Source organism: Burkholderia semiarida (assembly GCF_029268935.1).
GTDB lineage: Bacteria > Pseudomonadota > Gammaproteobacteria > Burkholderiales > Burkholderiaceae > Burkholderia > Burkholderia semiarida.
Genome location: NZ_JAHLCL010000001.1, coordinates 169,220 through 189,983, shown reverse-complemented (window position 1 = coordinate 189,983; position 20,764 = coordinate 169,220). Strand labels below are relative to the sequence as shown.

The window sequence follows — 20,764 nt, the reverse complement described above, 5'->3', positions numbered from 1 at the left end:
GGAAAAGAACGGATGGGCAAACGTTTCCGATGACAGGGCACCCCGAATAGCCAGTATTCACGCACCGATGGCCGGCGCCATTGCGAATGGCGGCCGAGCCACCGACGCCGGTGCAGCGCGTGCTGCGTCGCAGCGTCTGCGGGTGCACCAATAGTCGGTATCCGTCGCGCGTCATTTCACGGCGCGCGGCCGATGGTACAAAGGGTTGCGGGCCGGCGACGGCGCGGCCGCGCATGCAGCCGGCCGCATGGGGCGGCGTGCGTCGCAAGTGCCGGGCCGTCGTCGCCGATGCACGGACCGGCGGCTGCCCGTTCGATGCGCGCCGTCCTTGCGTATGGCGCCGCGATCGCTGCGCCCGCGCGACCCCCGCGCGTCGACGGCATGCCGCATGCGGCGCCGACGCGCGCAATCGACGATCGACCATCAGTCCGGTGCGCGGCTGCGGAAGGCCGCGCTGGCCGGTATGCTGTCTCATTCGACAACAGAGGTTAAGCACGATGAAACTGCTTCGCTATGGCCCGTCCGGCCAGGAAAAGCCCGGCCTCCTCGACGCGGCCGGCCGGATTCGCGACCTGTCCGCACATGTACCGGATCTTGCCGGCGACGTGCTGTCCGACGCCGGCCTCGCGAGGCTGCGCGCGATCGATCCGGCCACCCTGCCGCTCGTGTCCGGCGAGCCGCGCATCGGCGCGTGCGTCGGGCGCATCGGCAAGTTCATCGGCATCGGCCTGAACTATGCCGATCACGCGGCCGAAGCCGGCATGCCGGTGCCGAATGAGCCGGTCGTGTTCGGCAAATGGACGAGTTCGATCTGCGGCCCGAACGACGGCATCGATATCCCGAAGGGCTCGGTGAAGACCGACTGGGAAGTCGAACTCGGCGTCGTGATCGGCGCGACATGCAAGGACGTCGACGAAGCGCGCGCGCTCGATTACGTCGCGGGCTACTGCGTCGTCAACGACGTGTCCGAGCGCGAATGGCAGATCGAACGCGGCGGCCAGTGGGACAAGGGCAAGGGCTTCGACACGTTCGGCCCGATCGGCCCGTGGCTCGTCACGCGCGACGAAGTGCCCGATCCGCAGCGTCTCGACCTGTGGCTCGAAGTCGACGGCCATCGTTATCAGAACGGCAACACGCGCACGATGGTATTCACCGTCGCGCAACTGGTCGCCTATCTGTCGGCGTGCATGACACTGCTGCCGGGCGACGTGATCACGACCGGTACGCCGCCGGGCGTCGGCATGGGCGTCAAGCCGTCGCCGGTGTTCCTGAAGGCCGGGCAGGCGGTGCGCCTCGGGATCGAAGGGCTCGGCGAACAGTTGCAGCGCACACGCAACGCGCAATAAGCGCGTGCGCGGCGGGCGCTGGCCGGAGGGCGCAACCCGTCCGCGCGTGCCGGTCACGCGCTTCGACATGTCGGCCCAGCCGCCGTCGGTGGCGGCCGCGAACCGAACGACGATGCAGCCAGCGCACGCCCGTTATTAGCGTGAACAGGCCCTAAACCAACGGCCCGATTCCGCGCGATGCGGAATCGGGCCGTTGTCGCTCGTCGGCGTCCGCACGAAGCGGATCAAACGACGTTGTCCAGCTCGCAATGCGCTTCGAGCCGATATCCGTCGGGATCGACGACGAACGCCGCGTAATAGCCGGGGCCGTAGTGCTCGCGCTTGCCGGGCCCGCCGTTGTCCTTGCCACCGTGCTCGAGCGCGGCGCGGTAGAACGCATCGACCTCGGCCGGCGACGCGGCCTTGAACGACAGGTGCATCCCCGACTCGGGATCGGCGGCGACAGGGCGAGCCGCGTGCTGCAACCACAGCTCGGGCTCGGTCGCGCCGTACCCGATGGCGCTGTCGTCGCTATACAGACGCTTGTAGCCGAGTGCGCCGAGCGCGTTGTCGTAGAAGGTGCGGCTGCGGTCGACGTGGGCAACGCCGAATGAAAGGTGATCGATCATCTGTGGCTCCTTGAACGGAAGGGGACGTCAGTGCGGCAGACCTGCTCAAAGGCACCATGCCAGCCGCTTGTAGCGAAGCGCGCCGAGCGTGCTGTCGTCGTACGCGCGGCCGGCCGCGGTGTGGATAACGTCGAACGAAAGGCAATCGATCATCTGTGTCTCCTTGAATTGAAGGGGCGTCAGTGCAATCAACCTGTTTTTAACCATCATGCCGGTTATGTTAGAAATCGCTCGAGCGCTTGTCAACCGGCATGGTGGTTAGATACGATCGCGTCATGAACAAAATGCAACCTTCCGTCACGACCGACTGCCTGGTCCCGGCGCCGCCCGATACGCTGAGCGTCGATTTCGCGAACACGCTGTACTGGCGCGGCAGCGATCCGCCGACGGAAACCTTCGCCACGGTGGACGACCTCCTGGTGTGGTGCCGCGAGCAGGCCGGCGTGCCGGCCTGCCTGACCGACGCATGCCGCGTGCCCGACAAGGAGCAAGACAAGAGCGACGCGCCGCCGATGCTTGCGCGGGCGCTCGCATTGCGCGAGGCGCTGTACCGGCTGTTTCTTGCACAGGCGGAGCAACGCGAGCCGCAGCCCGACGATCTCGCGCTGCTCGGCGGCTTTCTGGCGCAAGCGTCGCCGCGCGTTGCGCTGGCGCGCGTCGATGGCCGCTATGCGTGGCGGATCGATGCGTCGAGCGCGACGCTCGCGGGGTTGTTGAGCCCGGTGCTGTGGTCGGCGATCGACCTGCTCGGCGGCGCGCGGCTCGCGAAGGTCAAGCGCTGCGCGAACGATGCATGCCAGTGGCTCTTCATCGACGACAGCAAGAACGGCAGCCGCCGCTGGTGCTCGATGTCGTCGTGCGGCAATCGCGCGAAGGCGTATCGCCACTACCACAAGGCCGAATGACGGCGCGGCCGGCGCCGCCCGCACCTATTTCGCCGACAACTTGCGCCACAGCGTCGTCTTGCTGATGCCGAGCATCGCGCAGGCGCGGTCGCGGTCGCCGCCGCACGCGTCGAGCACCGCGCGGATCTCGTCGGCTTCCGCTCGACGACGGCGCGCTTGCAGGGTTTGCGCGTCGTCGGCGTCGGCCGCATCGGGCCGCGCGGCGAACAGCTCGGGCGCGATCACTTGCAGCGCGCCGGGTGCGAGCGCCGCGCACGGGGCAGCCGGATCGCTTTCGTCGACTTCCTCGGCCAGCTCGACCGCGATCCGCTCGACCACGTTCTGCAGTTCGCGCACGTTGCCCGGCCAGCGGTAGCGCGCGAGCGTCGCCTGCGTCGCGTCGAGCACGCGCAGCGCGTCGTCGGTGTCGCGCACGCGTTCGGCGAGACGCGGCTCGCGCCGCGCGGCCTGCACGAGCAGCGTCGCCGCGAGCGCGGGAATGTCGGCCGCGCGCTCGCGCAGCGGCGGCAGGCCGATGTTCAGGATGTTGAGCCGGTAATAGAGATCCGCGCGGAACGTGCCGGCCTCGACGGCCGCGAGCAGCGGCCGATGCGTCGCGGCGATCACGCGCACGTCGATGCGGATCGGCTCGGTCGAGCCGAGGCGGATCACCTCGCGCTCCTGCAGCACGCGCAGCAGCCGGCTCTGCAACGACGGCGGCATCTCGCCGATCTCGTCGAGAAACAGCGTGCCGCGGTGCGCGGCCTCGAACAGGCCGGTCTTGCCGCCGCGCCGCGCGCCGGTGAACGCGCCCTCCTCATAGCCGAACAGCTCGCTCTCGAGCAGCGCTTCCGGAAACGCGCCGCAGTTGACCGCGACGAACGGGTAGCTGCGCCGCGCGGACAGCGCATGCAGGCTCTGCGCGATCATTTCCTTGCCGGTGCCGCTTTCGCCGAGCACGAGCACGGTCGCGTCGGATTTCGCGTAGCGGCGCACGAGGTCGCGCACGCGCGTCATCGGCGCCGAGGCGCCGACCACGTCGTCGAGCGCATAGCGTGCGGCGAACTGCTGCGTGGTCGGTTGCGAGCGCAACGCGCGATCGAGCCGTTCGACCGCGCGCGATTCCTGGAACGTCAGCACGCTGCCCGACGTGACGCCGCGATCGACGAGCGGCCCGCGATGCACGACGTAGCGCACGCCGCGCACGGTCGCGAGCGCGTCGCCGTCCTCGCCGCGCAGCGTGCGCAGCTCGGGCCGCAGGTCGACGAGCGCGCGGCCGACGGCCGCCGCCGGTTCGACCCCGAGCGCCGACGCGAGCCGCTCGTTGATCGCCTCGACGCGGCCGTGCGCGTCGAGCGCGACCACGCCGTCGCGCAGATGCTGCAGCAGCGTATCGAGCCGCTGGCGGCGGAATGCCTCGGCGTGTGTCGCGTACGCGACCTCGAGCGCCGTCTCGACGGCCTTGCGCACCGACGCATGCGAATACAGGAACACCGCGCCCATGCCGGCGCTGGCCGCGAGATCGGTGACGAGGCCGGGGCCGACGATCGTCTCGATGCCGCGGTCGCGCAGGTCGTGCACGCAGGCTTCCGCTTCCTGCGCGGACTGATATGACGCAAACTGCACGTCGAGGCCGTATGCGGCGACGAAGCGGCGCACTTCGGGTGGCGTTTCGCCGGCGCTGACGAGCGCGATCCGCGCGGCGTCGCGCCGCGCGCGGGCGAGCGCCTGCATCACGTCGAAGCCGGTCGGCGACACGACCACCACCGGCACCTGCGCGCGCGTTTTCAGGAAGCCGCCGTTCGAGCCGGCCGCGACGATCACGTCGGGCCGCGCGGTGCCGGCTTCCGCGATCGCGCTCAGCGCATCTTCATAGGCACGCGTGACGATGCGCACGTCGGCGCGTTCGTCGAATTCGCCGGCGATCTCGCGAAACAGCTCGCGCAGCCGGCTGATGCCCATCGCCCAGATGCGCGGGCGCACCGTGCGGTCGGCCGGGCCGACGGGCTTGGTCGAAGAGAGGTCCATGACGGCCGATTATGCGCGCGTGATTTCATTTTTGAAACATCAAATTGCCGAATTGAAATCGACGGCCGATGCACCGCCCTCGGCGGTTGCTTAAGAATCAGTGGGTTAGCGACATTCCGCAAGCTGGCCCGGTCCTTGCTGTTATCTGGCATTCCATCAGGAGGCCGTTCATGAGCAATACGCATCTTCAGAGCGCCGGCGCGAAGTTCCGCGCGGCAGTCGCGGCCGAGCAGCCGCTGCAGGTGGTCGGCGCGATCACCGCGTACGCGGCCAAGATGGCGCAGGCCGTCGGCTTCAAGGCCGTGTACCTGTCGGGCGGCGGCGTCGCCGCGAACTCGCTCGGCATCCCCGACCTCGGCATCAGCACGATGGAAGACGTGCTGATCGACGCGACCCGGATCACCAACGCGACCGACCTGCCGCTGCTGGTCGACATCGACACGGGCTGGGGCGGCGCGTTCAACATCGCGCGCACGGTCCGCTCGTTCATCAACGCCGGCGTCGCGGCCGTGCACCTCGAGGACCAGGTCGGCCAGAAGCGTTGCGGCCATCGCCCGGGCAAGGAAGTCGTGCCGACCGAGGAGATGGTCGATCGCGTGAAGGCCGCGGTCGATGCGCGTACCGACGACCAGTTCGTGATCATGGCGCGCACCGACGCGGCCGCCGCGGAAGGGATCGACTCGGCGATCGAGCGCGCGGTCGCGTACGTCGAGGCCGGCGCGGACATGATCTTCCCGGAAGCGATGAAGACGCTCGACGACTACCGCCGTTTCAAGGCCGCGGTGAAGGTGCCGATCCTCGCGAACCTGACCGAATTCGGCTCGACGCCGCTGTTCACGCTGGACGAGCTGCGCGAGGCGAACGTCGACATCGCGCTGTACTGCTGCGGCGCGTATCGCGCGATGAACAAGGCCGCGCTGAACTTCTACGAAACGCTGCGCCGCGACGGCACGCAGAAGGCGGTCGTGCCGACGATGCAGACGCGCGCCGAGCTGTACGACTTCCTCGGCTATCACGAATACGAACGCAAGCTCGACGAACTGTTCGCGCAGGGCAGGAAGTAACGCGGCCCGCACCCCCGATACCCATTGGAGAAGGAAAACATGAGCGAGACGAAAGACGCAGCAGCACCGGCCGCCGCAGGCGCATTCAAGCCGAAGAAGTCGGTGGCGCTGTCGGGCGTGACGGCCGGCAACACCGCGCTGTGCACGGTCGGCAAGACCGGCAACGATCTGCACTACCGCGGCTACGACATTCTCGACGTCGCCGAATCGTGCGAATTCGAGGAAATCGCGCACCTGCTCGTGCACGGCACGCTGCCGAATTTGACCGAACTGGCCGCGTACAAGACCAAGCTGCGCGCGCTGCGCGGCTTGCCGAGCGCACTGAAGGCCGCGCTCGAACAGATCCCGGCGTCGGCTCACCCGATGGACGTGATGCGCACCGGCGTATCGGTGCTCGGCACCGTGCTGCCGGAGAAGGACGACCACAACCTGCCGGGCGCGCGCGACATCGCCGATCGCCTGATGGCGTCGCTCGGCTCGATGCTGCTGTACTGGTATCACTTCTCGCACAACGGCAAGCGCATCGAGACGGAAACCGACGACGACTCGATCGGCGGCCACTTCCTGCACCTGCTGCACGGCAAGGCGCCGTCGAAGTCGTGGGTCGAGGCGATGCACACGTCGCTGATCCTGTACGCGGAGCACGAATTCAACGCGTCGACGTTCACGGGCCGCGTGATCGCGGGCACGGGATCGGACATCTACTCGGCGATCACCGGCGCGATCGGCGCGCTGCGCGGGCCGAAGCACGGCGGCGCGAACGAAGTCGCGTACGAGATCCAGAGCCGCTACAGCTCGCCGGACGACGCCGAAGCCGACATCCGCCGCCGCGTCGAGAACAAGGAAGTCGTGATCGGCTTCGGCCACCCCGTCTACACGATCTCCGATCCGCGCAACAAGGTGATCAAGGGCGTCGCGCACAAGCTGTCGAAGGAAGCCGGTGACCTGAAGCTGTACGACATCGCCGAGCGCCTCGAATCGGTGATGTGGGACGCGAAGAAGATGTTCCCGAACCTCGACTGGTTCAGCGCGGTGTCGTATCACATGATGGGCGTGCCGACCGCGATGTTCACGCCGCTGTTCGTGATCTCGCGCACGTCGGGCTGGAGCGCGCACATCATCGAGCAGCGCATCGACAACAAGATCATCCGCCCGAGCGCGAACTACACGGGCCCGGAAGACCTGCAGTTCGTGCCGATCGAGAAGCGCTGAAACGCCCGCCGCGCGCGCCGGCGCCCGTGATGCGGGCGGCCCGCGCGTGCGGCGCGTCATTCCCCGAATTCCGCCCCACATCATGAATACCGCCAACCGCAAACCCCTGCCCGGCACGTCGCTGGACTATTTCGACGCGCGTGCCGCGGTCGATGCGATCGCGCCCGGCGCGTACGACACGCTGCCGTACACGTCGCGCGTGCTCGCCGAAAACCTCGTGCGCCGCTGCGATCCGGCGATCCTCGCCGATTCGCTGAAGCAGATCGTCGAGCGCAAGCGCGAACGCGATTTCCCGTGGTTTCCGGCGCGCGTGGTGTGTCACGACATCCTCGGGCAGACCGCGCTCGTCGATCTCGCCGGCCTGCGCGACGCGATCGCGGACGGCGGCGGCGATCCGGCGAAGGTGAACCCGGTCGTGCCCGTGCAACTGATCGTCGACCACTCGCTCGCCGTCGAATGCGGCGGCTTCGATCCGGACGCGTTCGCGAAGAACCGTGCGATCGAGGATCGTCGCAACGAGGATCGCTTCCACTTCATCGAGTGGACGAAGAAGGCGTTCGAGAACGTCGACGTGATCCCGCCCGGCAACGGCATCATGCATCAGATCAACCTCGAGAAGATGTCGCCGGTGATCCAGGCGCAGGACGGCGTCGCGTACCCGGACACCTGCGTCGGCACCGACAGCCACACGCCGCACGTCGATGCGCTCGGCGTGATCGCGATCGGCGTCGGCGGGCTGGAGGCCGAGAACGTGATGCTCGGCCGCGCGTCGTGGATGCGGCTGCCCGACATCGTCGGCGTCGAGCTGACCGGCAAGCGCCAGCCCGGCATCACCGCGACCGACGTCGTGCTCGCGCTGACCGAGTTCCTGCGCAAGGAGAAGGTGGTCGGCGCGTATCTGGAATTCCGCGGCGAAGGCGCCGCGAGCCTCACGCTCGGCGATCGCGCGACGATCTCCAACATGGCGCCCGAATACGGCGCGACGGCCGCGATGTTCTTCATCGACGGCCAGACGATCGACTACCTGCGCCTCACGGGCCGCAGCGACGAGCAGGTGAAGCTCGTCGAGACGTATGCGAAGGCGGCCGGCCTGTGGGCCGATACGCTCGCGAACGCGCAATACGAGCGCACGCTGACGTTCGACCTGTCGAGCGTCGTGCGCAACATGGCCGGCCCGTCGAACCCGCACAAGCGGCTGCCGACCTCCGATCTCGCCGCGCGCGGCATTGCCGGCCAGTGGGAAGAGAAGCCGGGCGAGATGCCCGACGGCGCGGTGATCATCGCCGCGATCACGAGCTGCACGAACACCAGCAACCCGCGCAACGTGATCGCGGCGGCCTTGCTCGCGCGCAATGCGAACGCGAAGGGCCTCACGCGCAAGCCGTGGGTCAAGAGCTCACTCGCGCCCGGGTCGAAGGCGGTCGAGCTGTATCTGCGGGAAGCGAACCTGCTGCCGGAACTCGAAAAGCTCGGCTTCGGCATCGTCGCGTTCGCGTGCACGACCTGCAACGGGATGTCGGGCGCGCTCGATCCGAAGATCCAGCAGGAGATCGTCGATCGCGATCTTTACGCGACCGCCGTGCTGTCCGGCAACCGCAACTTCGACGGCCGTATCCACCCGTATGCGAAGCAGGCGTTCCTCGCGTCGCCGCCGCTCGTCGTCGCGTACGCGATCGCCGGCACGATCCGCTTCGACATCGAGAAGGACGTGCTCGGCCACGACCGGGACGGCCACCCCGTCACGCTGAAGGACATCTGGCCCACCGACGAGGAGATCGATGCGATCGTCGCGTCGAGCGTGAAGCCCGAGCAGTTCCGCAAGGTCTACGAGCCGATGTTCGCGCGCAGCGCCGACGCCGGCGAGCGCGCGGCGCCGCTGTACGACTGGCGCGCGCAGAGCACGTACATCCGCCGCCCGCCGTACTGGGAAGGCGCGCTTGCCGGCGAGCGCACGCTGAAGGGCATGCGGGCGCTCGCGGTGCTCGGCGACAACATCACGACCGACCACCTGTCGCCGTCGAACGCGATCCTGCCGGACAGCGCGGCCGGCGAATACCTCGCGAAGATGGGCTTGCCGGAAGAAGACTTCAACTCGTACGCGACGCACCGCGGCGACCACCTGACCGCGCAGCGCGCGACCTTCGCGAACCCGACGCTCGTCAACGAGATGGCGGTGGTCGACGGCGTGGTGAAGAAGGGCTCGCTCGCGCGCGTCGAGCCGGACGGCAAGGTCATGCGGATGTGGGAAGCGATCGAGACGTACATGAATCGCAAGCAGCCGCTGATCGTGATCGCCGGCGCCGACTACGGCCAGGGCTCGTCGCGCGACTGGGCCGCGAAGGGCGTGCGGCTCGCGGGCGTCGAGGCGATCGCCGCCGAAGGCTTCGAGCGGATCCACCGCACGAACCTGATCGGGATGGGCGTGCTGCCGCTCGAGTTCAAGCCGGGCACCAACCGGACGACGCTCGGCATCGACGGCACCGAGACCTTCGACGTGATCGGCGAGCGCACGCCGCGCGCCGACCTGACGCTCGTGATTCACCGCAGGAACGGCGAGCGCGTCGAGGTGCCGATGACGTGCCGGCTCGATACGGCCGAGGAAGTGTCGATCTACGAAGCGGGCGGCGTGCTGCAGCGTTTCGCGCAGGACTTCCTCGAATCGTCGCAGGCCGCCTGACCGGCGCACACAGGGATAACGCAAACATGGCTCACATTCCTCAAATCAGGATTCCCGCGACCTATATGCGCGGCGGCACCAGCAAGGGCGTGTTCTTCCGGCTGCAGGATTTGCCGGATGCCGCGCAGGCGCCGGGCGCCGCGCGCGACGCGCTACTGCTGCGCGTGATCGGTAGCCCCGATCCGTACGGCAAGCAGATCGACGGGATGGGCGGCGCGACGTCGTCCACCAGCAAGACGGTGATCGTGTCGAAGAGCACGCGGCCCGGTCATGACGTCGACTACCTGTTCGGGCAGGTCGCGATCGACAAGGCATTCGTCGACTGGACCGGCAACTGCGGCAACCTGTCGGCGGCGGTCGGCCCGTTTGCGATCGCCGGCGGGCTGGTCGACCCGGCGCGCGTGCCGCGCGACGGCGTCGCGACCGTGCGGATCTGGCAGGCGAACATCGGCAAGACGATCGTCGCGCACGTGCCGATCGTGAACGGCGCGGTGCAGGAGACGGGCGACTTCGAGCTGGACGGCGTCACGTTCCCGGCCGCCGAAGTGCAGCTCGAGTTCATGGACCCGGCCGCCGAGGAAGAAGGCGCGGGCGGCTCGATGTTCCCGACCGGCAACCTCGTCGACGATCTCGCGGTGCCGGGCGTCGGCACGCTGAAGGCGACGATGATCAATGCCGGGATTCCGACGATCTTCGTCGAGGCGGAAGCGATCGGCTATACGGGCACCGAGTTGCAGGACGCGATCAACGGCGACGCGAAGGCGCTCGAGAAGTTCGAGACGATCCGTGCACACGGCGCGTTGCGGATGGGCCTGATCGACACGCTCGACGAAATCGCGACGCGGCAGCACACGCCGAAGGTCGCGTTCGTCGCGAAGCCGGCCGATTACGTCGCGTCGAGCGGCAAGCGCGTGAACGCAGGCGATGTCGACCTCCTGGTGCGCGCGATGTCGATGGGCAAGCTGCATCACGCGATGATGGGCACGGCGGCGGTCGCGATCGGCACGGCCGCGGCGATTCCCGGCACGCTCGTCAATCTCGCGGCGGGTGGCGGCGAACGCAACGCGGTGCGCTTCGGCCATCCGTCGGGCACGCTGCGGGTCGGCGCGGAAGCGCGGTTCGAGAACGGGGAGTGGACCGTCACGAAAGCGATCATGAGCCGCAGCGCGCGCGTGCTGATGGAAGGCTGGGCGCGCGTGCCGGGGGATGCGTTCTGATCGTTGCCGTCGGGATCGGCGCGGATGCGGGCGGCTTCGGCCGCCCGCGTCGTCTGGGTCAGCCGTGCAGGAAGCGGCGCAGCGCGTCGTGGCTCAGGCGGCGCGCCGTTTCCGAGATCCGCGCGCCGGGCACGATGTCGAATCCGTGTACGCCGCCGGGCAGCACGTGCAGTTCGGTCGGCACGCCCGCGCGGAGCAGGCGCTGCGCATAGTCGAGGTTTTCGTCGAGGAACAGGTCGAGCGAGCCGACCGACAGGAAGGTGGGCGGCAGGCCGTCGAGCCGCGTGGCGCGCGCGGCCGCCGCGTACGGCGACACGCCATCGATGCCCGGCGCGTGGCCGAGCAGCGCGGTCCAGCCGAACCGGTTGTTGGCCGCATGCCAGATGAATTCGCCGGCATGCGGATGCGGCGTGCGCGTGCAGGTGCGATCGTCGAGCATCGGATAGATCAGGTGCTGGAACGCGAGCCGGAATTCGCCGCGGTCGCGGGCCAGCAGCGCCAGCGCGGCGGCGAGCCCGCCGCCCGCGCTTTCGCCCGCCACGCCGATCCGCGTGGCGTCGATGCCGAGCGTATCGGCGTGACGGAACACCCACGCGAGCGCCGCGTAGCAGTCCTCGATCGCGCCGGGAAACACGGTTTCCGGCGCGAGCCGATAGTCGACCGAGATCAGCGCGCAGCCGAGCTGCGTCACGAGCGACCGGTGCACCGCTTCGAGCTCCTTTGCCGCGCCGCGCACGAAGCCGCCGCCGTGCAGGTGGACGATCGCCGGCAGCGGGCGCACGTGGCCGTCGGGCAGATAGACGAGGACCGGGACGTCCGGGGCGCCGGCGGGGCCGGGCACCGTGCGGCGTTCGAGCGTGCTGCCGGCCGGGTCGGGCGGCGGCAGCGGCAGTACGCGCTGGCGCGACTGCGCGAGGTTGTCGGCGTCGAGCGTGACGGTCGGCCAGGTCTCGAGCAGCGGGCGGATTTCGGGATCGACGAGATGCAGGGTGTTCAACGCAGGGCTCCATCGTGGAAGTGGGCGGCGCACCGCGGTCAGAGCACGCTGCGCGCGACGACCCAGCGGTGCACCTCGGTCGGGCCTTCGAAGATGCGCATCAGCCGCGCTTCGCTGGCCATCTGCTGCAACGGCATTTCCTTCGTCATGCCCATCGCGCCGAGCGTCTGCATCGCATGATCGATGACGGTCGACGCCATTTCGGTCGCGAACACCTTGACCATCGAGATCTGCGTGCGGGCATCCTGCCCGGCATCCACGCGCGCGGCCGCTTCGTAGGTCATCAGGCGGCATGCGTGGATCTGCGTGAGCGCATCGGCGACCCACCACTGGACCGCCTGGCGCTCCTTGAGCGGCACGCCGAAGGTCGTGCGCTGTTTCGCATGGTCGCACAGGAGCGCGACCGCGCGTTCGGCGCGGCCGATGCACCATGCGGCCATCTCCAGCCGCCGGTTCGCGAGCCGGGCCTGCATCGGCGCGAAGCCGGCGCCTTCCCGGCCCAGCAGTTGCGCGGCGGGAATGCGGCAGTCTTCCAGCACGATTTCGTAGGTCGACAGTCCGCCGATCATCGGGATCCGGCGCTCGATGACGAAACCCGGCGTGTCGCGCTCGACGATGAACGCCGACATGCCGCCGCGCTTGCCCTTGCTGCGGTCGGTCAGCGCCATCACGATCGTCCAGTCCGCTTCGGCCGCGTGGCTGATCCAGATCTTCCGGCCGTTCAGCACCCAGCCGTCGCCGTCGCGCACGGCGGTCGTCGACAGCGCGCCCGGATCGGAGCCGGCGCCGGGCTCGGAGATCGCCATCGCGGCACGCGTGGCGCCGCGTGCGTACGGTTCGAGATAGCGCGCGCGTTGCGCATCGTCGGCCGCGTCGCACAGCATCCGCAGGTTCGGCGAATCGGGCGGCAGGATGTACGGGGTGACGGTCGTGCCGATCGCCTCGTTCACGCCGACCATCGCGACGGCCGGCAGGTCCGAGCCGCCCGCGTCGAGCGGCGCGTCGAGTCCCCACAGGCCGAGTTGCCGGGAGCGCTCGTCGAGATGCGCCCGCTCGTCGGCGAGCAGCCCGAAGCGCTGGCCGTCGGCCTCGCGCGCCATCACCGCCGCTTCGAGCGGAATCAGTTCGTCCTTCACGAAACGCGCGACGAGGTCGCGGATCATCCGGTGTTCGAGTTCAAGGTCGAAATTCATGAGGGTGGGGTCCGTACAGAGGAGGAAGAAATCGCACCGTCAGCCGGCGTTCGCGCACGCCGCCGCACGGGCGCGCAGCGTGCCGAGCAACGCGAGCGCGCCGGCCGCCAGCAGCGCGGCATTGAAATAGAGGCCGCCGCGCATCGACCCGGTGGCCGTGTTGAGTACGCCCATCAGGAACGGGCTTGCGAACCCGCCGATCGCGCCGGTCATCGTGATCGCCGCGATCGCGACCGCCATCGAGCGCTTCGGCAGCGCGAGCCCCGGCAGCACCCAGAACGCGGGCAGCGCCGCGGCGTGCGCGGCGACCGCGATGCACAGCGCGATCATCAGGTGCAACGTGCCGGCGCTGCTCGCGAGGCCGGCGAGCGCCGCCGCGCACGCGAGCATCGCGACGGCGCCGTGCTTGCGCCATTCGCGCCGGCGCTCGGTGCGCCAGCCCATCGCGAGCATGCCGACGATGCCGCACAGGTACGGCAGCGCGGACAGCAGCCCGATCTGCATCGCGCCATGGAGGCCGCCGCGATGCAGGATCACGGGCATCCAGAACACGAGCGCGTAGCCTGCGGCCGCGATCGCGAAATTGGCCGCGCACAGCAGCCAGAAATCGCGATGCGCGAGCAACGGCCGCGCCGCGTTCGCGTCCGGCGTACCGGCTTCGGCCCGCGCGTGCGCGGCGCGCAGCGCGGCCTTGTCGGCGTCGGACAACCAGTGTGCGTCGTCCGGTCGGTCGTCGAGAAAGCGCAGCGCGACGAGGCCGAGCGCGCTGCTCGGCAACCCTTCCACGACGAACAGCCATTGCCAGCCGCTCAGGCCGGCCACGCCGTCGAAGTACGACAGGATCGCGCCCGACACCGGGCCGGCGATCAGCCCCGCGAGATACAGCGCGGTCATGAACAGCGCGAACGCCTTGGCGCGCTGCCGCGGCGGATACCACGCGCCGAGATAGAAGAGGATGCCGGGGAAGAAACCGGCCTCGAACACGCCCAGCAGGAAGCGGCACGCGTAGAACTGCGCGGGCGTCGTGACGAACATCGTCGCGGCCGAGCCGAGGCCCCACAGCACCATGATCCGGGCAATCGTCCGGCGCGCGCCGATCCGCGCGAGCCACGCGTTGCTGGGAATCTCGAACGCCATGTAGCCGATGAAGAAGATGCCGGCGCCGAGCCCGTAGACGGCGTCGGAGAAGTGCAGGTCGGCGGCCATCTGTGCGTGCGCGAAGCCGATGTTGATCCGGTCGATGAACGACAGCGTGTAGCAGAGGATCAGGAACGGCAGCAGCCGGCGCGAGATCCGGCGGTAGAGCGCCTGCGTCGCGCCGTCGTCGACGGCGGCCGGACGGGTCGAAAGGGTCGGGGGCATGGGCACTCCGTCAGAAGCGGTGAACGATGCCGAGCGCGAACACCTGCTCGGTGCCGCCTGGTTGCGGTTGCAGGCCGGCGACGACGGTATTGCGGGCGTCGCCGCCGTTCTTCATGTAGAGATAGCGTGCGTAGAGCGAGGTCCGCTTCGACAGAGGATGGTCGTAGCCGACGCCGAGCGCGGTCGCGTCGTTCGCCGAGCCCTTCACGTCGCGGCGCACCACCGACACGAGCACGCGATCGAGCGCGCCGACGTTGATCGACGCGCCGACGCTCGCGGTCGAGAACGCGGGCAGGCGCGCCGCCGTGCCGACGCCGTACAGGAACGCGGCGTACAGCTTGACCCGCGCGAACGCGTAGTTGGTCGCGAACACGTAGTGGCGGGTCGTCGACGGGGCGACGGCCGGCGCGAGGTTGCCGGCCGACGTATCGCCCTGGAAGCCGGCGCCGACGTAGAGGCCGCCGATCCGGTACTGCAGCCCGGCGCCGTAGTTGCGTCCGGCCTGCGTCGACAGTGCGTTCGGCGTCGGAAAGCCGTACGTGGCCATCACACGCAGGCCGTTCCAGTCGGGGCTCAGATACGACGCCGCCTGGTTGAAGCGCGGAATCGGCGGTGTCGTGTTGCTAGTGATCGTGTCCGTCGACGTCGCGAGCAGCGCGAGCGGCGACATCCGTTCGTTGAGTCCGAACGGATCGCCGTCGTACACGACGTAGAACGCGGGCGTGTATTGCCGGCCGAGCCGCAGGTCGCCGTAGCGCGTGTTCTGCAGCGACACGTACGCCTGCCGGTAGAACAGCGTGCCGCCCTGGAACGATCCGTCGGCCGGCGAGAAGCCGCTTTCCAGCACGAATTTCGTCGACGTGCCGCCGCCGAGATCCTCGACGCCCGTCAGTCCGAAGCGGCTCGTCGACGATCCGCCGCCGCTTTGCCGCATGCTCGACAGGCTGCCGATGCGATCGAATTCGACGTAGCTGTCGACGATCCCATAGAGCGTGACCGACGACGCGTGCGCTGGCGTGGCGCACAGCACGCACGCGCCGACCAGGAATGCTTTCCGTTGCATGAAGGTGTCTCCGTCCATGTTTTATTCGCGCCCGCGTTCTGGGAGCGGTGCGCGCGGGGTGTCGCGGTGCGGCGCCGGGCTCAGCGTCCCTTGAACACCGGCTTGCGCTTCTCGAGAAACGCGCGGGCGCCCTCGATCCGGTCCTCGCTCGCATAGACGTCGGGGCCGACGTCCAGCCGCAGTGCGGCGGCTACCGGCAGCCCCTGGCTGCGCGTCGCGGTTTCCTTGATGCGGCGGATCGTGAGCGGCGCGTTCGCGGCGATCGTCCGCGCGAGTTCGCGCACGCTGTCGTCGAGCGCGGCGCCGGGCACGACGCGGTTCAGCAGGCCGACGTGCCGCGCTTCGTCCGCGTCGAAGCGGCGGCCCGTGAACAGCAACTCCATCGCGATCGCGTGCGGCAACATGCGCGGCAGCAGCACGCTCGCGAAGTTCGCGCCCATGCCGACCCGTGCTTCGGGCAGCGCGAAGGTCGCGTGATCGGCGGCGATGCGCAGGTCGCACGCGAGGGCGATTTCGCAGCCGCCGCCGATGGCGTGGCCGTTGATGGCCGCGATGGTCGGCTTGCGCAGCTCCAGGATCAGCTCGTGCACGTTGCGCGCGAGCCCGCGCATCGGCTGCATCCCGCGAATTTCGGGGTCGCCGAGATCGACGCCGGCGCTGAACGCGCGTTCGCCCGCGCCGCGGATCACGATGACGCGAATCGACGGGTTGTCGTCGAGCGTGACGAGTTCGTCGCACAGGCGGCGGATCGCTTCGGCGGACAGCGCGTTGGCGACGTGCGGACGATGGATCGTCAGCCACGCGATGCCGTCGGCGTCGTCGCGCAGGATCGACGGGGCATCGTCGCCCGTCGGCGAAGAAACGGGCGGGGCGATCATGACGCGCTCCCGGCGGCGTCCGCCCGCGTGTCGTGCAGCACGCCCGCTTGCCGCAACGCGTCGCGGCGCGCCGCGTCGATCCCGAATGCGTCGAGCACGGCGTCGGTATCGGCGGCGAACGGCCGGGGCGGCCGGCGTATCGATCCCGGCGTGCGGGACAGCTTGGCGGGGATGCCCGCGCCGGTGTACGTATCGGTGTCGACGAACATCGCGTTGCGCGTCGCCTGCGGATGGCCGAACGCATCGGCCACGGTGTTCACCGGCCCCGTCGCGACGCCGGCTTGCATCAGCCGTTCGACGACGTCGTCGGCCTGCAGTTCGGCGGTCAGCTGGCCGAGCAGCGTGTCGAGCGCCTCGCGATGCGCGACGCGCTGCGCATTGGTCGCGAAGCGCGGATCGCGCGCCAGCTCGGGCACGCCGAGCGCGTCGACGAGCCGCGCGAACGTGCGGTTGTTGCCGGCGCCGGTCGCGACCGGCTTGTCCTTGCACGGATAGACGCCGTACGGCGCGATCGCGCCGTACACGTTGCCGGTCGCGACGGGCACGTCGCCGGTCGCCATCCAGCTCGTGCTGACCGGATGCAGCATCGACAGCGCGGTGCTGAACAGGTCGATGTCGACGTGCTGCCCGAGGCCGGAGCGCGTCCGCTCGACGAGCGCGATCAGGATGGTGGAGACGGCGCTCAGGCCGGCCGCGTAATCGACGACGGGAAACGGCACCTTGAGCGGCATGCCGCCCGGCTCGCCGTTGATCGACATGAAGCCGGCGAGGCCTTGCGCGACGGCGTCGTAGCCCGGAAACCGCGCGAGCGGGCCGTCGGTGCCGTACCCGGAAATCGAGCAGTGGACGAGGCGCGGGAAGCGCGCGCGCAGGCAGTCTTCGTAGCCGATGCCCCAGCGTTCGAGCGTCCCCTGCTTGAAGTTGTCGATCAGCACGTCGGCCGTTTCGAGCACGCGGAACAGCACGTCGCGTCCGTCGGGATGCGACAGGTCGAGCGCGAGATTGCGCTTGTTGCGGTTGAGCCCCCAGTAGTAGCTGGAGATGCCGTTCGGCATCACGGGCCCCCAGTCGCGCGTCTCGTCGCCCTGCGGCGGTTCGATCTTGATGACGTCCGCGCCGTGGTCGGCGAGCGTCTGCGCGCAGAACGGCCCCGCATAGACGCGGCTCAGATCCACCACGCGCACGCCTGCGAGCGCGCCTTCGTTGCTGCTGGTCATGACGATGTCTCCTTCGATGTGGATTCGACGGGCCGGCAGGCCGGCATGCGCCGGCTGCACGGCCGCGATGCGTCGCGGGTTCAGCCGCGCGCGGCGAACAGCGCGGTGACGGCCGCGCGATGTTCGGGGCTGGCATGCGCGAACGCCTGGTACGACGCCGACAGGTCGAGCAGCGTGTCGAGGCTCGCGTGGCGGCCTTCGCGCAGCAGCCGCTTGGTCAGACGCAGCGCGGTGCCCGAGTGACGCGCGATGCGGCCGGCCAGTTCGTGCGCATGCGCGAGGAGGTCGCCCTCGGGCACGACGCGCGACACGAGCCCGCAGCGCAGCGCGGCCTGCGCGTCCAGCGCATCGCCGGTGAACGACATTTCGGCGGCGACCGCGGCGCCGACGATCCGTGGCAGGAACCACGCGCCGCCGTCGCCGGGCACGAGACCTAGCGCGATGAAGCTCTCCGCGAAGCGCGCGCGTTCAGCGGCGATGCGGATGTCGCACATGCACGCGAGATCGGTGCCGGCACCGATGGCCGGGCCGTTGACCGCCGCGATGGCCGGTACTTCGAGGTGCTGGAACGCGTGCGCGAGCCGCTGGATGCCGCGGCGATAGCTGGTCCGGATCGCGGCAGGGTCGTGCGGGCCCGCTTCGACGAACGCGCGCATCGCCTTCACGTTGCCGCCCGACGAGAACGTCGTGCCGGCGCCGGTCAGGATCAGCACGCGGATCGATTCGTCGCGGTTCGCTTCGTCGCAGCATTCGGTCAGCGCGTCGATTGCATCGTTATCCGAAATGGCGTTGCGGGTGTCGGGACGGTTCATCGTGACGGTCAGAATCGCGCCCTGCCGTTCACGGATCAAAAAGGCTGCCATGGTGTCTCCGTGTGTTCTGTGCCGCGGGACTTCACGCCGCGGGCCGAAGCCTAGTATCGTCACGACGGTCGGCGGCGGGAAATTCCGTTCCACATACGTGGAAGGCCCGTGCCGGTCGCTGTGGAGAGGGCGGGATGAGCGGAAACGTGGTCAAGAGCGCGGCGCGCGTGTTCGAGGTGCTGGAACTCTTCAGCACCTTGCAGCGGCCGCTGAGCGTGCGCGAGATCGCGACGCGCTGCGGGTATCCGGGGTCGAGCGCGGCGGCGCTGCTGACCAGCATGAAGACGCTCGGCTACCTCGCCTACGACGATGCAACCCATGCGTATGCGCCCACCGCGCGGCTCGTCAATCTCGGCGAAGCGCTGGTCGATTCGGCGGCCGGCAGCCGGCGGCACTGGCATGCGGTCGCGAAGCGGCTGGCGGCGCGCACGCACGAGGCAGTCGTGATCGCGGTGCAGAGCGACCTGTACGTGCAGTACATCGACGCGGTCGAGGGTTCGCACGCGATTCCGGTGCAGTTCTACGCGCCGATCGGCACGCGTCGCGAGATCTGCATGTCGGGCCTCGGCTGGGCGCTGCTGAGCATCCAGCCGGACAGCACGATCCGCCGGCTCGTGTCGCGCAGCATCCGCCGGATCGGGAAGTCGGGCAGGACGATCGACGAGGACGTCGTGCTCGACAAGGTCGAACAGACCCGCCGGCTCGGCTATTCGTATTCGGCGCACACCGTGACGCAGGGCGCCGCGATGATCTCGATGGTGATCGCGGATGGCTGGAACGGGCTGCCGCTGGCGATGGGCGTGGCCGGGCCGGTCGAGCGGATCGACCCGCATCGGGACGCGATCGTGCGCGCGATGCGGGCGGCGCTCGCCGAGCGTGCGGGCGACGGGGTCCGCTAGGGCGAGCGCAAGCCCGTTATTGGCGTGAACAGGCTCTAGCCGCGCGATGCCGACGCGCGCAGGCATTCGCATAGAATCGGAAAATCCCGCCGCCCCTGTCCCGACTGCATTTCAGCGAGGTCGCCATGTCATTGCACGCACCGCTTTCCGGCATCCACATCGTCGAATTCGAAGGTCTCGGCCCCGGCCCGCTCGCAGGCTGGATGCTCGCCGGCATGGGCGCGCGCATCACGCTTGTCGCGCGTCCGTCCGGCCGCACGAGCGCGCCGGACGCGCTGCGGGCCCGCGACGGCGACCTGCTGCGCGAAGGCAAGACGATCGTCGAACTCGACCTGAAGGCGCCGGCCGGGCGTGACGCCGCGCTCGACCTGATCGCGCAGGCCGATGCGCTGATCGAGGGCTTGCGGCCCGGCGTGATGGAGCGGCTCGGCCTCGGGCCCGACGTTTGCGCGCGCCGCAATCCGACGTTGGTCTACGGGCGCATGACCGGCTGGGGCCAGGATGGACCGCTCGCGGCCGCGGCCGGGCACGACCTGAACTACGTCGCGCTGACCGGGCTGCTGTCGCTGTCCGCACCGCGTGACGGCCGGCCGGGCGTGCCGCCCACCGTCGTCGGCGATGCGGGCGGCGCGCTCGGGCTTGCTTTCGGGATCGTCTGCGCATTGCTCGACGTGCGCGGCGGCGGGCCGGGCCGCGTGGTCGACGGCGCGATCGTCGACATCGTGTCGATGCTTGGTTCGCTCGCGCTGTGGGCACGCGCGAACGGGCAGCTCGACGGCGCGCCGCCGAGCCTGTTCCACGACGCGCCGTTCTACGACGTGTATCGCTGCGCGGACGGCGAATGCGTGACGATCGGCGCGCTCGAGCCGCCGTTCTATGCGCTGCTGGTCGAACGGCTCGGGCTGACCGACGTCGATCCCGCGTCGCAGTACGACCGGGCGCGCTGGCCCGCGCTGAAGGCGCGTTTCGCGGACGTGTTCGCGCAGCGGCCGTCCGCGCACTGGCGCGCGCTGCTCGAAGGCACCGACGCGTGTTTCGCGCCGGTGCTGAGCGTGGCCGACGCGGCCGTGCATCCGCACAACGCGGCGCGCGGGATCTATCGGACGGATGAGCGCGGGAACGTGCGGGCGAGGGTGGCGCCGCGGTTTTTGCCGTTGGCGGGGGATGAAACCGACTAGGGCTGTCTTTCAGGAGGCTGCTTCCGTTCGTCGACGGCCGGGTGTCGAGCGCATCAGAGAGCCAAATTTTTGTGCCAA

At 69.3% G+C, this 20,764-nt stretch carries 17 protein-coding genes; 8 read left to right on the top strand and 9 right to left on the bottom strand.

The annotated features are described in order from the left end of the window. The first annotated feature begins 497 nt into the window (after positions 1-497). Complete coding sequence (locus tag KPB06_RS00895) at positions 498-1,346, top strand: ureidoglycolate lyase (RefSeq protein ID WP_275905269.1); 849 nt, start codon at positions 498-500, stop codon at positions 1,344-1,346. Between the two features lie 224 nt (positions 1,347-1,570). On the opposite strand, the gene KPB06_RS00890 is transcribed toward KPB06_RS00895, so the two are convergent. Beyond that, on the bottom strand, positions 1,571-1,954 hold the full coding sequence (locus KPB06_RS00890; RefSeq protein WP_059581780.1) for a VOC family protein: 384 nt from the start codon (positions 1,952-1,954) through the stop codon (positions 1,571-1,573). A 251-nt stretch (positions 1,955-2,205) separates the two neighbouring features. On the opposite strand from KPB06_RS00890, the gene KPB06_RS00885 reads away from it, so the two are divergent. Next, positions 2,206-2,859 (top strand): CGNR zinc finger domain-containing protein, encoded by a 654-nt coding sequence (locus KPB06_RS00885; protein ID WP_275905520.1) that lies wholly within the window; start codon positions 2,206-2,208, stop codon positions 2,857-2,859. 24 nt (positions 2,860-2,883) lie between these two features. Here KPB06_RS00885 and prpR read toward each other — a convergent pair whose 3' ends face one another. After that, positions 2,884-4,866 carry a propionate catabolism operon regulatory protein PrpR gene (prpR, locus tag KPB06_RS00880; protein WP_059644326.1) on the bottom strand — a complete coding sequence of 661 codons (1,983 nt, stop codon included), beginning with the start codon at positions 4,864-4,866 and terminating at the stop codon, positions 2,884-2,886. Positions 4,867-5,036: 170 nt separating this feature from the next. Between prpR and prpB the strand changes: the two genes are divergently transcribed. The 4 genes from prpB to prpF all read left to right on the top strand — a co-directional run bounded on the left by prpB (position 5,037) and on the right by prpF (position 11,036). Then, positions 5,037-5,930, top strand: a complete 894-nt coding sequence (gene prpB, locus KPB06_RS00875) for a methylisocitrate lyase (RefSeq protein ID WP_059581788.1) — start codon at positions 5,037-5,039, stop codon at positions 5,928-5,930. Positions 5,931-5,969: 39 nt separating this feature from the next. Then, entirely contained in the window at positions 5,970-7,142 is a 1,173-nt protein-coding gene (gene prpC / locus KPB06_RS00870) for a bifunctional 2-methylcitrate synthase/citrate synthase (protein WP_059644323.1), read from the top strand. Positions 7,143-7,224: 82 nt separating this feature from the next. Next, positions 7,225-9,819 carry a Fe/S-dependent 2-methylisocitrate dehydratase AcnD gene (acnD, locus tag KPB06_RS00865; protein WP_059581791.1) on the top strand — a complete coding sequence of 865 codons (2,595 nt, stop codon included), beginning with the start codon at positions 7,225-7,227 and terminating at the stop codon, positions 9,817-9,819. Positions 9,820-9,845: 26 nt separating this feature from the next. After that, positions 9,846-11,036: a 2-methylaconitate cis-trans isomerase PrpF gene (gene prpF, locus KPB06_RS00860; RefSeq protein ID WP_060011217.1), complete on the top strand. Its 1,191-nt coding sequence runs from the start codon at positions 9,846-9,848 to the stop codon at positions 11,034-11,036. Positions 11,037-11,094: 58 nt separating this feature from the next. On the opposite strand, the gene KPB06_RS00855 is transcribed toward prpF, so the two are convergent. The 7 genes from KPB06_RS00855 to KPB06_RS00825 form a co-directional block, all read right to left on the bottom strand. Beyond that, entirely contained in the window at positions 11,095-12,033 is a 939-nt protein-coding gene (locus KPB06_RS00855; RefSeq protein WP_059581796.1) for an alpha/beta hydrolase, read from the bottom strand. 38 nt (positions 12,034-12,071) lie between these two features. After that, the gene (locus tag KPB06_RS00850) at positions 12,072-13,226 is read right to left on the bottom strand and encodes an acyl-CoA dehydrogenase family protein (RefSeq protein WP_059581800.1); all 1,155 of its coding nucleotides are present in this window, start codon (positions 13,224-13,226) and stop codon (positions 12,072-12,074) included. Positions 13,227-13,265: 39 nt separating this feature from the next. Continuing rightward, the gene (locus tag KPB06_RS00845) at positions 13,266-14,588 is read right to left on the bottom strand and encodes an MFS transporter (protein ID WP_059581803.1); all 1,323 of its coding nucleotides are present in this window, start codon (positions 14,586-14,588) and stop codon (positions 13,266-13,268) included. Between the two features lie 10 nt (positions 14,589-14,598). After that, the gene (locus KPB06_RS00840) at positions 14,599-15,651 is read right to left on the bottom strand and encodes a porin (protein ID WP_060011296.1); all 1,053 of its coding nucleotides are present in this window, start codon (positions 15,649-15,651) and stop codon (positions 14,599-14,601) included. Positions 15,652-15,731: 80 nt separating this feature from the next. Further along, entirely contained in the window at positions 15,732-16,529 is a 798-nt protein-coding gene (locus KPB06_RS00835) for an enoyl-CoA hydratase/isomerase family protein (RefSeq protein WP_081075345.1), read from the bottom strand. Continuing rightward, the gene (locus tag KPB06_RS00830) at positions 16,526-17,746 is read right to left on the bottom strand and encodes a CaiB/BaiF CoA transferase family protein (RefSeq protein ID WP_060011219.1); all 1,221 of its coding nucleotides are present in this window, start codon (positions 17,744-17,746) and stop codon (positions 16,526-16,528) included. The genes KPB06_RS00835 and KPB06_RS00830 overlap by 4 nt, the downstream gene beginning before the upstream one ends. An 80-nt stretch (positions 17,747-17,826) precedes the next feature. Beyond that, on the bottom strand, positions 17,827-18,609 hold the full coding sequence (locus KPB06_RS00825; RefSeq protein ID WP_059581810.1) for a crotonase/enoyl-CoA hydratase family protein: 783 nt from the start codon (positions 18,607-18,609) through the stop codon (positions 17,827-17,829). 134 nt (positions 18,610-18,743) lie between these two features. Between KPB06_RS00825 and KPB06_RS00820 the strand changes: the two genes are divergently transcribed. Together KPB06_RS00820 and KPB06_RS00815 are read left to right on the top strand one after the other, a co-directional pair. Continuing rightward, positions 18,744-19,508, top strand: coding sequence for an IclR family transcriptional regulator (locus tag KPB06_RS00820; RefSeq protein ID WP_059581813.1), 765 nt, complete (start codon positions 18,744-18,746; stop codon positions 19,506-19,508). A gap of 125 nt (positions 19,509-19,633) precedes the next feature. Beyond that, positions 19,634-20,686, top strand: a complete 1,053-nt coding sequence (locus tag KPB06_RS00815) for a CaiB/BaiF CoA transferase family protein (RefSeq protein ID WP_060011221.1) — start codon at positions 19,634-19,636, stop codon at positions 20,684-20,686. Positions 20,687-20,764: the final 78 nt, after the last annotated feature.